10 protein-coding genes are annotated in these 11,704 nt (G+C 68.2%); 6 read left to right on the forward strand and 4 right to left on the reverse strand.

Translation table 11 applies throughout. The features are described 5' to 3' along the window. Window positions 1-97: 97 nt before the first annotated feature. Window positions 98-2,335: an ATP-binding protein gene (locus NBY65_RS12450; RefSeq protein ID WP_150044197.1), complete on the forward strand. Its 2,238-nt coding sequence runs from the start codon at window positions 98-100 to the stop codon at window positions 2,333-2,335. Between the two features lie 27 nt (window positions 2,336-2,362). On the opposite strand, the gene NBY65_RS12455 is transcribed toward NBY65_RS12450, so the two are convergent. After that, window positions 2,363-2,674 carry a hypothetical protein gene (locus NBY65_RS12455; protein ID WP_150044195.1) on the reverse strand — a complete coding sequence of 104 codons (312 nt, stop codon included), beginning with the start codon at window positions 2,672-2,674 and terminating at the stop codon, window positions 2,363-2,365. A gap of 249 nt (window positions 2,675-2,923) precedes the next feature. On the opposite strand from NBY65_RS12455, the gene NBY65_RS12460 reads away from it, so the two are divergent. The 3 genes from NBY65_RS12460 (at window position 2,924) to NBY65_RS12470 (ending at window position 5,623) form a co-directional block, all read left to right on the forward strand. Then, window positions 2,924-4,402 (forward strand): protein adenylyltransferase SelO, encoded by a 1,479-nt coding sequence (locus NBY65_RS12460; RefSeq protein ID WP_150044193.1) that lies wholly within the window; start codon window positions 2,924-2,926, stop codon window positions 4,400-4,402. A 448-nt stretch (window positions 4,403-4,850) separates the two neighbouring features. Continuing rightward, complete coding sequence (locus NBY65_RS12465) at window positions 4,851-5,276, forward strand: MarR family transcriptional regulator (protein WP_150044191.1); 426 nt, start codon at window positions 4,851-4,853, stop codon at window positions 5,274-5,276. A gap of 29 nt (window positions 5,277-5,305) precedes the next feature. After that, a complete protein-coding gene (locus NBY65_RS12470) occupies window positions 5,306-5,623 on the forward strand; it encodes an antibiotic biosynthesis monooxygenase family protein (RefSeq protein ID WP_150044189.1) in 318 nt (105 codons plus the stop codon). Window positions 5,624-5,697: 74 nt separating this feature from the next. Here NBY65_RS12470 and NBY65_RS12475 read toward each other — a convergent pair whose 3' ends face one another. Continuing rightward, on the reverse strand, window positions 5,698-6,243 hold the full coding sequence (locus NBY65_RS12475) for a VOC family protein (protein ID WP_150044187.1): 546 nt from the start codon (window positions 6,241-6,243) through the stop codon (window positions 5,698-5,700). Window positions 6,244-6,363: 120 nt separating this feature from the next. Between NBY65_RS12475 and NBY65_RS12480 the strand changes: the two genes are divergently transcribed. Together NBY65_RS12480 and NBY65_RS12485 are read left to right on the forward strand one after the other, a co-directional pair. Then, window positions 6,364-7,380 carry a TRAP transporter substrate-binding protein gene (locus NBY65_RS12480; protein WP_150044185.1) on the forward strand — a complete coding sequence of 339 codons (1,017 nt, stop codon included), beginning with the start codon at window positions 6,364-6,366 and terminating at the stop codon, window positions 7,378-7,380. After that, window positions 7,331-9,256 carry a TRAP transporter large permease gene (locus tag NBY65_RS12485; RefSeq protein WP_239003070.1) on the forward strand — a complete coding sequence of 642 codons (1,926 nt, stop codon included), beginning with the start codon at window positions 7,331-7,333 and terminating at the stop codon, window positions 9,254-9,256. The genes NBY65_RS12480 and NBY65_RS12485 overlap by 50 nt, the downstream gene beginning before the upstream one ends. Before the next feature lie 397 nt (window positions 9,257-9,653). On the opposite strand, the gene NBY65_RS12490 is transcribed toward NBY65_RS12485, so the two are convergent. Both NBY65_RS12490 and NBY65_RS12495 read right to left on the reverse strand, forming a co-directional pair. Next, a complete protein-coding gene (locus NBY65_RS12490) occupies window positions 9,654-10,766 on the reverse strand; it encodes an IS4 family transposase (RefSeq protein ID WP_162530944.1) in 1,113 nt (370 codons plus the stop codon). A gap of 71 nt (window positions 10,767-10,837) precedes the next feature. Continuing rightward, a complete protein-coding gene (locus tag NBY65_RS12495; RefSeq protein WP_150040449.1) occupies window positions 10,838-11,677 on the reverse strand; it encodes a class I fructose-bisphosphate aldolase in 840 nt (279 codons plus the stop codon). Window positions 11,678-11,704 lie beyond the last annotated feature (27 nt).

Genomic DNA, 11,704 nt, shown 5'->3' on the forward strand with positions numbered 1-11,704 from the left:
CTGGTCTGGACATGGTGGCCCGGCATGCCCTGGTGGCCCGGGCCGATTGTCCCATTCCTGGTGCCGGACATCCCGCGCCCTTCGGCCCGGGGGCGGCATGAGCGCCGGCACCGATCCGCGCGATCGTGACATCATGCAACTGCGCCAGCAACTCGCCGTGGTGACCGCGCGGCTTGCGCAGGCATGCCCCATGGATCATGCGCGGCAGGCCGATGCCAGCCGGCATGCCACGTTGGTCGCGGCACAGAAGGCCGTCACGGCAGCGGGCATGGATCTCCAGGCCGCCATGCAGGCCGTGGTGGAAGGCGCGGTCGCTATCGCCCCGCGTGCAGATGGCGCGGTGATCGAGCTGCGCGAAGGCGAGGAACTTGTCTACCGCGCCGCCTGCGGGGTCGCGGCGCCGCATGTCGGCCTGCGGCTGCGGCTGCACGGCGCGCTGTCGGGTTTGTCGCTGCTGGAAGGCAGGCCGCTGCTCTGCACCGACACGGAAACCGACGAGCGGGTGGATCGCGCGGCGTGCCGCCGGATCGGCATCCGCTCGATGATCGTCGTGCCGATCCCGCACCGGGGTGTGTTCGTGGGCGTGCTGAAGCTGCACTCGGCGGAGGCGCATGGCCTGAGCGCGGCCGACGTGCCGGTGGCACAGCTTCTGGTCGGCGTTCTGACCGCCGGCCTGAGCAGCATCGCCGAGGCCGCGGCGCTCGATGCCCTGCATGCCAGCGAGGCGCGGCTGCGGCTGGCGACCGAGGCCGCCGCGATCGGGACTTGGGATTTCAATCCACAGAGCCGGGCCTTGCAATGGGATGCGCGCTGCAAGGCCCTGTTCGGCCTGCCGCCGGAAACCGCGGTGGAATACGGCACGTTCTTCGCACGGCTGCATCCCGACGACCGGGCGACGGTCCGGCGGGCGATGGAGGCGGCGCTCGATCCCGCCGGGGCCGGCGAGTACGGGATCGAATTCAGGACGATCGCCCCCTTGGACGGGACCGAACGCTGGGTTGCGGCCAAGGGCCGGGCCTTCTTCGAAGGCGATGGGCCCGCGCGCCGTCCGATCCGCCTGATCGGCACGGTGCTCGACATCACCGACCGCAGGCATGCCGAGGAGAACTTGCGGCGGCTGAACACCTCGCTGGAAGCGCGGGTGGAGGAACGGACGGCGGCGCTGGCGCGCGCGGCGGCGGAACGGCAGGCGGCCGAAGAACAATTGCGCCAGGCACAGAAGATGCAGGCGCTCGGCCAGCTCACCGGCGGCATCGCCCATGACTTCAACAACCTGCTGCTGGTGATCACCGGCAGCGCCGAGTTGCTGCGGCGCCCGCAAGTGGCGGAGCAGACGCGGCAGACCCTGGCCGACGCGATCGCCAGGGCGGCCGGGCGGGCGGCGACGCTCACGGCGCAATTGCTCGCCTTCGCACGCCGTCAGCCATTGATGCCGGAAGTGTTCGACCTGAACGCGCGGATGCGGGAGACGACGGCCATGCTGCAGCGCCTGCTCGGCGCGCCGTATCGGGTCGAGACCGATCTGGCCGGGGATCTCTGGGCCGTCCAGGCGGATCCCAACCAGCTCGAGGTCGCGCTCGTCAATATCGGCGTGAATGCGCGCGATGCCATGCCGGACGGAGGCACGCTCCGCATCACGACGCGCAACGTGGTGTTGCCGGCGGAGGGCGAGCGGCCGGCGGGCGATTATGTGTGCCTGTCCGTCCAGGATACCGGCACGGGCATCGCGGCGGAGCTGCTCGGGCGCGTGTTCGAGCCGTTCTTCACCACCAAGGAAACGGGGCGCGGCACCGGGCTTGGGTTGAGCCAGGTCTGGGGATTCGCCGCGCAGTCCGGCGGCGGCGTGCGGATCGAGAGCCGGCCCGGGCATGGCACGACCGTGATCCTGCAATTGCCGCGGGCGCGGCGTGCCGTGGAAACGGCGACCGAGGATGCGGCGCCCCCCCTGGTCAGCGGTGAAGGCACTATCCTGCTGGTCGAGGACAATCCCCAGGTGGCCGAGCTCGGGCAGATGCTGCTGGAAGAACTGGGCTACAAGGTGGTGAATGCCGGGAGTGGGGAACGGGCGCTGGACCTGCTGGCGGGCACGGCCGGGATAGACCTGGTCTTTTCCGATATCGTCATGCCGGGCATGAGCGGAATCGAACTCGCCCGTGAGGTGAGGCGGATGCATCCGGAGCTGCCGGTCGTGCTCGCGACCGGCTACAGCGACGTTGCCGCGCGCGAGGGAACCGGGGAAATCCCGATCCTGGCCAAGCCCTACCGGCTCGAAACACTTGCGGGCACCTTGCAGCGGGCGTTTGCCGCGCGCCCGTCCGGCCCGCTGTCGCGCTGAGCGGTACGGGCGCCGCGCGGCCGGCGGTCAGCCTTTCAGGCGGCGCCGCTGCGATGGCCCGGCCGACCGGGCGGCCTGCTGACGGCGCGGCTTGCGGGAGGGGCCCGGCCGGCGTCCCTCCATCCGGGGCGCCGGTTGCCGGGCGCGCAGCCGGCGGCGAACCAGCGCCACCAGGACGACCACGCCGAGCAGCCCGCCCAGGGTCCAGACCACCCATTTGGCGGTTTGGCCGCAACTGCCGGTGGCGCACAGAAAGGGAAGGCGGAGCAGCGCCGAGGTGTCGAGAATCAGGGCCGCGCAGAACACGCAGGCGGCCAGCAGGAACACGGCTGCGCGCATCAGGCTCCCGTTTGACGACAACGCCGCCACTATGGCGCCGCTTGCGGCATCGTGTCGATAGCAGGAAGAGCGGTGCGTTTGGCCGGCACGGCCGGGGCTTGTCGTGCCGCCGGTGCGGACCGATCTCGGATGATGATGGCCGCATCACCGCCCCTGGAGACGTCGCCGCGCGCCCTTGCCGTCCGCCGGGGTCATGGGCGGGCGGTGGCGCAGGCGCAGGCGGGGCAACCGCCCGGGGGAGTGAGGTGCATGTCTGTCCGGTTTTCCTTCGACAACAGCTACGCGCGCCTGCCGGAGCGGCTGTACGCGCGGCTCGATCCGACGCCCGTGGCCGCGCCGGCCCTGGTGCGGGTGAACGAGGATCTCGCCGGGCAGCTCGGGCTCGATCCCGAGGCGCTGGCCGGTCCCGAGGGGGTGGAGATCCTGGCCGGCAACCGGGTGCCGGAGGGCGCCGCGCCGATCGCGCTGGCTTATGCCGGGCACCAGTTCGGCCAGTTCGTGCCGCAGCTCGGCGACGGCCGGGCCATCCTGCTGGGCGAGGTGGTGGGACGGGACGGGGCACGGCGCGACATCCAGCTCAAGGGATCGGGGCGCACCCCGTTCTCCCGCAGCGGCGACGGACGTGCGGCGCTCGGCCCGGTGCTGCGCGAGTACATCGTCAGCGAAGCCATGGCGGCACTGGGGATTCCGACCACCCGGGCCCTGGCCGCGGTGACCACCGGGCAGACCGTGTTGCGGGAGACGGCGCTGCCCGGCGCGGTGCTGACCCGGGTGGCGGCAAGCCATATCCGCGTGGGTACTTTCCAGTATTTCGCGGCACGGGGGGATGAGGCGGCGGTGCGGCTGCTGGCCGATTACGTGATCGCCCGGCACTATCCGCAGGTTGCGGGGGCGTCACGGCCCTATCCGGCGCTGCTGGAGGCGGTGGTGGCGCGCCAGGCGGAGCTGGTGGCGCGCTGGCTGCTGGTGGGATTCATCCATGGCGTGATGAACACCGACAACATGTCCATCGCCGGCGAGACGATCGATTACGGTCCCTGCGCCTTCATGGACGCGTATGATCCGGCCACGGTGTTCAGCGCGATCGACGTCATGGGACGTTACGCCTACGGCAACCAGCCGCGCATCGCGCAGTGGAACCTGGCGCGGCTGGCCGAGACCTTGTTGCCCTTGTTGGCCGAGGACCACGACAACGCGATCGCCGCTGCGCAGGAAGCGCTGACATCCTTCGTGCCGCGCTTCCAGTCAGCCTGGTCCGAAGGGCTGCGGCGCAAGCTCGGACTGGCCATGCAGCGCGAGGAAGATGCCGCGCTGGTGCAGGACCTGCTGCAGGTGATGACGGAGAACGGAGCCGACTTCACCCTGACCTTCCGGATCTTGTGCGATTTGGCAACTAATCTACAGGACGACGTCGCCTTGCCCGGCTGGTTCGCCGATGCCCCGGCTTTCGTGGCCTGGCTCGGGCGGTGGCGGCGGCGACTTGGGGAGGAGACCGTGGCCCCCGAGGCGCGCCGCGCGGCCATGCGCGCGGTGAACCCGGCCTTCATACCTCGCAATCATCTGGTCGAGCAGGTGATCACGGCGGCGGTGGAGCGGCAGGATCTCACACCCTTCGCGGAACTGCTCGAGGTCCTCTCACGGCCCTACGAGGACAGGCCGGACCGTGCGCGCCATGCCATGCCCCCCACGCCGGAGGAACGCGTGCACCGGACCTTCTGCGGCACCTGAGGAGAGGCATTGGCCCAACGTCGTGCGGACGATGCTTGCAAGCCGTTGCCGTAGCCTCACATTAGGAGTGTGGCGCGCCGCTGGGGGATGACACGAAAGCTGTTCCGGCTGGGAAGGGCTGCGGGACCCTGGAACCTTTGGATGAATAATGCGTGAGTCTTTCCCGACCGGGGCGCACGGCATGCCGGCTGTGCATGACATCGTCGATCCGCGATCGTTTCGGCACCCATATTTGCCGTCCCGGGCTCTTCATCCTTTCACCTCTGCAAAAATGCGCGATTACTGCGTGACTTCCGCCAGTAACGTTGCGAACGGCCCGCTGTGCTGGTAGCCGTGCAAGTGGGAGGACAGGTGGTGCATTGATTGCGGCGATGCATCGTTGGATGCCCCAAGCCCCCTAGCCGCGGCAGCCGCCCATGTCTGCCGGGAATGAGAAAGGTTTGTTGCCATGGCAGGCTCGCCATCCACTGATCAACTGGTCGGCATCCTACGCGATACGGTCGTGGGGCTGGTGCGTCGCGAGGGACCCGATCTCTCGGCCCGCCAACTCGGCGTGTTGCTGACCTGCTATCTGGAAGACCGACCGCACACGGTGCGGGGCCTGGCCGCCGAGCTGAAGATCGCCAAGCCGGCGATCACGCGCGCGCTCGACCGGCTGGGTGAATTCGATCTTGCCCGCCGCAAGGTGGATCCGCTGGATCGTCGCAGCGTCCTGGTTCAGCGCACGGTCAAGGGAGCGGCGTTCCTGCGGGAGTTGCGCAATCTCATGGCAGCGGCGGCCAACCCTGCCAAGAGCTCCAAGGAGACACGGGGCGGCAGGGAAGGCAAGGTTGCCAACTTCCCGCGCACGGGTGGGCGAGCCGCGCGTTCCTGAAGGGATTGTTCCTGACAGGAGGCAAGCGGATGTTCATCGCCATGAATAGGTTCCGGATCGCGCCGGCCTCGGCCGACGCGTTCGAAACCGTCTGGACGTCGCGGGATTCGTATCTGCGCGGCGTGCCCGGCTTCATCGCCTTCCACCTGCTGCGTGGGCCGGCGGCGGAGGACCATGTCCTCTATGCTTCCCATACCCTCTGGCGCAGCCATGCCGATTTCGAGGCATGGACGCAGTCCGAGGCGTTCCGGGCGGCGCATGCCTCGGCCGGCGGCACGCGTCATTTCCATCTCGCGCCCCCGCAGTTCGAGGGGTTCGAGGTGCGCCAGACCATCGAGGGGCCGTAATGACGTAGCGGCCCTGATCACGCCCGCCTGACCACGCCGCCACCGGGGATCCCCTCGGTGGCGGCGCGTGCGATTCAGCCGGCCAGCGTCGCCAGATCGGGAAACGGGCGCACCGGATCGCTGCCGTTCCACCCTTCGCTCGCCTCGCGGATCATGCGGAAGAGCGTGCCCTTCGGGCCCGCCACTTCGGACAGCTCGACCACCGTGCCGGGGTGCATTTCCGTCTCGAAATAAACATAGCGCCCGTTGCGGCCGACATTCCCCTGCATGCCGATGCGCAGCCCGCGCGCGGTCAGCCGGGCGAGGTCGGCATCGAAATCCTGCGTCCAGTACGCAACATGTTGCAAACCCACCCGCCCGGCAGCCCGGAAATCACGGTACATCGATGGGGCATCGTTGCGCTGTTGGATCAGTTCGACCTGCAGCGGACCGGAATTGGCCAGGGCCACCGACACCTCGATGGGGGAGGGCTCGCCCCGATAGTGGAAATTCTCCACTGGCACCCGCTCGGCATAGAACCACGGGCCGATTCCCAGCACCTCGGACCAGTGGCGCATCGCCGCGTGGATGTCCTCGACCACGTAGCCCGCCTGGCGGATCTCGCCGAAAAACCTGCTCATCCGGTCATCCTCCGACCACTCGCTCACGCATCATGAGATATAGAACACTCATGGACAGGCAACGTAACAGAGAATATGTTACCGGCCCAGACGAGAATGAGGCGTTAGGGAGAGGCGACGATGCCGACGATAAGGCGGCGCGGGCTCATCACGGCGGCGGCCGCGGCAGTTCCCCTGCTCGCGATACCGGCGGTCCACACGCGGGCGGCGCGCCGTTTGGTCTACAAGTACGGCAATAACCTGCCGCTGTCGCATCCGCTGAACGTGCGGGCGCTGGAGGCGGCGGAGCGGATCAAGGCGGCCTCGGACGGCGCGCTGGAAATCCGGATCTTCCCCAACAACCAGCTTGGCGGTGACACCGACATGCTGAGCCAGGTGCGCAGCGGGGCACTGGATTTCTTCACGCCCTCGGCCCTGGTGATCGCCACCCTGGTGCCGGCGGCGCCGATCAACGCCGTGGGATTCGCCTTCCCCAGCTACAAGGAAGTCTGGGCCGCCATGGATGGCGAGCTTGGCGCCTTCATCCGGGCCTCGATCGAGAAGGTCGGCCTGCACATGCTGGAAAAGGTGTGGGACAACGGCTTTCGCCAGATCACCACGGCCAACCGTCCCATCCATGTGCCGCAGGACCTGTCCGGGCTGAAGATCCGCGTGCCGGTCAGCCCGCTCGGGATCAGCCTGTTCCAGGCGCTGTCGGCCTCGCCGACCAGCCTGCAGTTCAGCGAGGTCTACACCGCGCTGCAGACCCATGTGGTCGATGCGCAGGAAAATCCGCTGCCTATCGTGCAGACCGCGAAGCTGTACGAGGTGCAGAACCACGTCTCGCTCACCAACCACATCTGGGACGGCTTCCTGTTCATCGCCAGCGGCAAGACCTGGTACCGGCTGCCCGAGGACCTGCGCACCCTCGCCGCCCGCGAGCTGAATGCCGCTGGCGAGCGGCAGCGCGAGGACATCGCGCGGCTGAACGAGTCAGTGCAGGTGGACCTGCAGGCACGTGGCATGGTGTTCAACAAGCCCGACCCGGCACCGTTCCGCGAGATGCTCCGCAAGACCGGCTTCTATGCGCAGTGGAAGGAAAAGTTCGGTGCAGACGCCTGGCGCCTTCTCGAGAAGTACGTCGGCCAGCTCGGCTGACGCCGCCACCGCCGACATGTCCGGCTTCGTCGACGGGCAGGCGGACGGCCTGCGGCATCTCTGCGCCCTGTTCGACCGCTGGCTCGGCCACGCGGTCGAACTGCCCGCCGCCGCCCTGGTGGTGGCCGAGATGGTGGTGCTGTTCACCGGCATCGTGTTCCGCTACGGCCTCGGCCATCCGCTGGTCTGGACCGACGAGCTGGCGAGCATCCTGTTCCTGTGGCTGTGCATGCTCGGTGCGGTGGTGGCGCAACGGCGCGGCGGGCATATGCGCCTGACCGCGATCGTCAACCGGCTGCCGGACCACTGGCGCACCCGGTTGGAAACCCTCGCCGCCGTCATCGCCGCGTTGTTCGTGCTGGAGATCATCCTGCCGGCGGTCGAGTACGCGACCGATGAATGGATGATCACCACGCCGGCACTCGGCATCCCCGATACCTGGCGCGCCGCGGCGATCCTGGTGGGGGCGGTGCTGATGCTGGCGGTGGCGCTGCTGCAGATGGCGCAGCGCGCGAGCCTGCGTGACCTCGGCTTCTGCCTGCCCATCATCGTGGCCTGTGCCGCCGGGCTGTGGATCGCCCAGCCGGCGCTGGAGGCGATGGGCAACTGGAACCTGCTGGTGTTCTTCGGCGTGCTGGTCTCCGTGCTGGTGCTGACCGGCACGCCCATCGCGTTTGCCTTCGGTGTCGGCGCCATGTCCTATCTGGGGCTGATGACGGAGATGCCGATGAGCATCGTCGTCAGCCGCATGGACGAGGGCATGTCCACCCTCGTGTTGCTGGCGGTGCCGCTGTTCATCTTCCTCGGCCTGCTGATCGAGATGACCGGTCTCGCCGCCCTGCTGGTCAACCTGATGGCGGCGCTGGTCGGGCATCTGCGCGGTGGGCTGTCCTACGTGCTGGTCGGGGCGATGTACCTCGTCTCCGGCATCTCTGGCTCGAAGGCCGCCGACATGGCCGCGATCGCGCCGGTGCTGCTGCCGGAAATGGCGCGGCGTGGCAAGCCATCCGGTGAGATGATCGGGCTGCTGTCGTCCTCCGCCGCCATGGCCGAAACCATCCCGCCAAGTATCGTACTGATCACCGTGGGCTCGGTGACCGGGGTGTCGATCGCCGGCCTGTTCTCCGGGGGGCTGCTGCCGGCGGCGCTGGGTGCGCTCGGGCTGGTGCTGGTTGCCTATGTCCGTTCCCGCGGCGAGGATGTGGGCGACGCGAAGCGGGCCTCCGGCCGGGAGATCGGGCGCGCCTTCATCGCTGCGGTGCCGGCGCTGATCCTGCCGCTGCTGATCCGTTGGGCGGTGGTCAGCGGCATCGCCACCGCGACGGAGGTGTCCACCATCGGCGTGGTCTATACGCTGCTGGTCAGCCTGCTGATTTCCCGCCACCTGGACCTGAAGCGCATGGTGCCGCTGCTGGTGGATACCGCAGCGCTGTCGGGAGCGATCCTGATCATCCTCGGCACCGCGACGGCCATGGCCTGGGCGTTGACGCAATCCGGATTCTCGCATGACCTCGCGGCGACCATGGCCGCCATGCCAGGCGGAGCCGGTGGGTTCCTGGCGCTGTCGATCGTCGTGTTCGCGATCCTCGGCAGCGTGCTGGAAGGCATTCCCGCGATCGTGCTGTTCGGGCCGCTGCTGTTTCCGGTGGCGGGGGAACTGGGCATCAATCTGGTCCACTACGCGATCGTCGTGGTGCTGTCGATGAGCCTGGGGCTGTTCACGCCGCCCTTCGGCATCGGCTTCTACCAGGCCTGCGCGATCGGACGGGTGACACCGGACAAGGCCGTGCATGCGTGCTGGCCCTACATGGCGGCGCTGCTGGTGGCGACGATCATCGTCGCGGCCGTGCCGTGGCTGGCGTTGCCCGGGTTCTGATTTGGGGCGTTGCCCCAAACCCCACCAGAGGCTTCGCCTCTGGACTCCAGTAGGGGCCGAAAGGCCCCTGCACCCCGGATGCTGAAAGGGGGGGCGCAAAGCCCCCCTTTCAGCATCCGATGAACGAATGGGATCCAAGGGCCTCCGGCCCTTGGCGGAGGTGCAGGAGGCGGAGCCTCCTGCCGGGGCCGGGGCAGCGCCCCATAGGCGTTAGGATAGCGCCTGTGGGGCATAATTGACCTGCCTTTGTCGGCGTCGTGGGGGATCGGCGAGTTTGCGATGGACGCTGGCGGCGTTGGCGAGGAGCTTGAGCAGCCCGATGGCACCGAGCACGGCCTGGAGCAACGTGCGCAGGACCATTTTGGAGCTGCGCCACAAGGATGGGGCGGCGTTGGCTTCACTGAGGTCCTGAGGGGAAAAAGGCCAGGAAATCCCGGTTCACCGTGTCGCAGAGCAGCGCCAGGATGAGATGGGCATGGAGCCAAACCTGTCCGCCGGTCTGGGTGTGGGTTGGAAGGCGGTCGATGTGCAGCAGCGATTTGAGCCGCTTGAAGGCGAGTTCGATTTGCCAGCGCAGCGGGTAGGTGGTTAGCACTTCCGTGGCCGGGATCTCGCTGGGGAGGGTGGTGCCCAGGATGAGGAACTCCGCTGCGATGAGACTGCGGGGGTCGGGCGTGGTCTGCTGGCGGCTGGCTTTCTGTAACAAGCGCTTGCGATTGGCCGCGGCCTTTTCTGCGGGCAGGCGCAGCGCCACCACCCGCAACGGCAGCAGGGGGCGATCGCGGCCCGTCACAGCGTTGACGAGAACGCTGCCTACCTCGCCCGGCTGGGAAATCTGCTGCAGCAAGCGGATCAGGTCGAAGGGATCCCCTGTGTCATCGCGCAGGGGCAAGGTGTTCCAGCGCATGCGGACGATGAAATCGGCGCCCCCCTCGCCAGCCTGCTGCAGGTAGCGCGCCAGTTCGGGACCATTGCAGAAGCCACGATCGCCCAGACGGAGTTCACCCGGCACCGGAGCGCCTCGGCTGAACCGTTCGCCTTCCTTGGCATCGGTCAGTTCCAGATGCGTAAACCCGCCCGCGGCAAGGTCGTAGACCGCGTGCACCCGCCAATCGGTCCCCTTGCTGCCAGGTTGGCTGAGGCTGGTGCTGTCGACAATGCGCAGGTGTCGCCCGGCCCACAGCGGTGAGTGCGCCGACCGGCCGTGTTCCAGCTGAGACCTCACGATCGCCCGCAGAAAATCGACGGACTGATGCAACCGATCGTGCAGCGATGGGCCGCTCAGCTGGGCCACCCCCACCAACTCAGCCCAGGCCGCCGTCTCCTGGATCGACAGCCCCCCCGGACCGCGCGCCAGCGCCAACCGCAGCAAGCTCTCCGCATCCCGCACACCGCGCAGCCGGAGAAGCGCCTTCGTCTCACGCGCCAATCGCGACAGATCCAGATCGCGCGGCAACCGCGACCGAACCAAGGCCCAGTCATCCGCATGGGGAGATGCAAATGTCTGCATCTCCCTCATAAAATAAGCCAAACCCCTCAGCGCAAGAATATCCTAACGCCTATGGGGCAGCGCCCCGGTTCTCAGATCCCAGCCGCCGCCATGGCCTCTTCGACCGATGTTCCATCATGAATGATGGCCCGGCACGCCTTCATCACCGCGAGTGGCTGGCGTGCCTGGAAGATCGACCGTCCGAACAGGATCCCCGCTGCCCCCGCCTGCATGATTTGCGCGACGAGTTGCAGCGTGCCGCGATCGGAATCCTGGCGCGGCCCGCCTGCCAGCATCACCGGCACCGGTAGCGCGGCGGTGATGGCGCGCAGCGCGGCCACGCTGCCCGGCCAGTCGGTCTTGATGATATCCGCGCCCATTTCCACGCCAACGCGGGTATGGAAGGTGACGACGTCCGGGTCGAATGCGTCCGCTGCCAGGCCGCCGCGCGCCGCCATCGTCTCGATGATATGCGGCATGCCGGCCGCGCGTGCCGCTTCGTTCACCCGCGCGTTGTCCTCGAAGCTGCGGGTTTCCAGCGCGGGATCGTTATGGCCCACGAACAGGTAGGTCACCACGGCGTCGGCGCCGAGCGCCACCGCGTCGGCGACGCTCGCGACCAGGCGGGTGATGCCATCGGGATAGGCGAGCTGGGTGCCTTCCCGCCACATGGTGGTCTGGTCCAGCCGCAGGATCAGCGCCGGGCCGCCGCGCCGTGCCAGCCGGCCGCCGAGGCGCAGGGCGGTGCCGAGCGGCAGAATCACGCCATCGACGCCCGCCTCGGCCATCAGGTCCAGTGTCGCCTCGGGTCGTTCGAGGCCCGGGCAGGTGCCGAGTTGCAGCGCGTGGTCGAAGGCAACGCAGAAGCCGCGCCCGGTCCTGGGGTCGATCAGGCGCGACATGCGCACCATCTGCCCCGTCTTTGTCGGCATGGTTTTCGCTCTCTGTTGGTATCCGCG

This window comes from Rhodovastum atsumiense (assembly GCF_937425535.1).
GTDB lineage: Bacteria > Pseudomonadota > Alphaproteobacteria > Acetobacterales > Acetobacteraceae > Rhodovastum > Rhodovastum atsumiense.

Excerpts from the sequence above, each read along its gene's own strand:
- NBY65_RS12495 (WP_150040449.1), bottom strand. The coding sequence starts at position 11,677 with ATGCCGACAAAGACGGGGCAGATGGTGCGCATGTCGCGCCTGATCGAC.
- NBY65_RS12490 (WP_162530944.1), bottom strand. The coding sequence starts at position 10,766 with ATGCAGACATTTGCATCTCCCCATGCGGATGACTGGGCCTTGGTTCGG.
- NBY65_RS12480 (WP_150044185.1), top strand. The coding sequence starts at position 6,364 with ATGCCGACGATAAGGCGGCGCGGGCTCATCACGGCGGCGGCCGCGGCA.
- NBY65_RS12465 (WP_150044191.1), top strand. The coding sequence starts at position 4,851 with ATGGCAGGCTCGCCATCCACTGATCAACTGGTCGGCATCCTACGCGAT.
- NBY65_RS12455 (WP_150044195.1), bottom strand. The coding sequence starts at position 2,674 with ATGCGCGCAGCCGTGTTCCTGCTGGCCGCCTGCGTGTTCTGCGCGGCC.
- NBY65_RS12460 (WP_150044193.1), top strand. The coding sequence starts at position 2,924 with ATGTCTGTCCGGTTTTCCTTCGACAACAGCTACGCGCGCCTGCCGGAG.
- NBY65_RS12475 (WP_150044187.1), bottom strand. The coding sequence starts at position 6,243 with ATGAGCAGGTTTTTCGGCGAGATCCGCCAGGCGGGCTACGTGGTCGAG.
- NBY65_RS12450 (WP_150044197.1), top strand. The coding sequence starts at position 98 with ATGAGCGCCGGCACCGATCCGCGCGATCGTGACATCATGCAACTGCGC.
- NBY65_RS12470 (WP_150044189.1), top strand. The coding sequence starts at position 5,306 with ATGTTCATCGCCATGAATAGGTTCCGGATCGCGCCGGCCTCGGCCGAC.